The sequence below is a fragment of the Providencia sp. Me31A genome (assembly GCF_050487165.1).
GTDB lineage: Bacteria > Pseudomonadota > Gammaproteobacteria > Enterobacterales > Enterobacteriaceae > Providencia.
In genome coordinates, this window is the sequence record NZ_JBKQGZ010000081.1 from 1 (window position 1) to 622 (window position 622).

Here is a 622-nt window from a genome sequence, read left to right on the forward strand (position 1 = left end):
TTTTGTTTCAAACGTGCTTGCAATTGTGCTTGTTGTTTTTCGCTGTCGGTAAACTGCTTAGATAACGCATTCTGTGCAGCTTCATGTTCCGCCAGTTGTTTCTTCGCTGCCGCCAATTGCGCTTCTAATGCCGCCTTATCCGCCGCTTTCGCCGTTTGCTCAACTAATGAGGCCTGAATTTTATCCGCTTGCTGCGATTTTTCTTGCAACTGCGCCGCTAACTGTTGATTTTGCTGCTCTAGCGCTTTCGCGGCGGCCTGTTGTTTCGCTAATTCATCACGTGTGGATTCGCTTTGTGCTTGTGCTTTTGCTAACCCATCCTCTTTTTGTTTGAGTAAAACAATTTGCTTATTCAAATCCGCCGTTAATGCTTTGACTTGCTCGTCACTCGCTTGACTCATCAAGGCCGTTTGTTTTTCCATGTTGGCTTGCAGTTTTTGCAAGTCCGCATTGGCTTGTTTCAACTGCGCTTGCGCCGTCGCATACTCTTGCTCATTTTGTTTCAAACGTGCTTGCAATTGTGCTTGTTGTTTTTCGCTGTCGGTAAACTGCTTAGATAACGCATTCTGTGCAGCTTCATGTTCCGCCAGTTGTTTCTTCGCTGCCGCCAATTGCGCTTCTA

General features: G+C 46.5%; 1 protein-coding gene. It reads right to left on the reverse strand.

Annotated elements, in window-relative coordinates; genetic code table 11:
• Positions 1–622, reverse strand: a 622-nt coding sequence (locus tag ACLPIE_RS22560) for a coiled-coil domain-containing protein (protein WP_430263852.1), incomplete at both ends; no start/stop codon positions are given.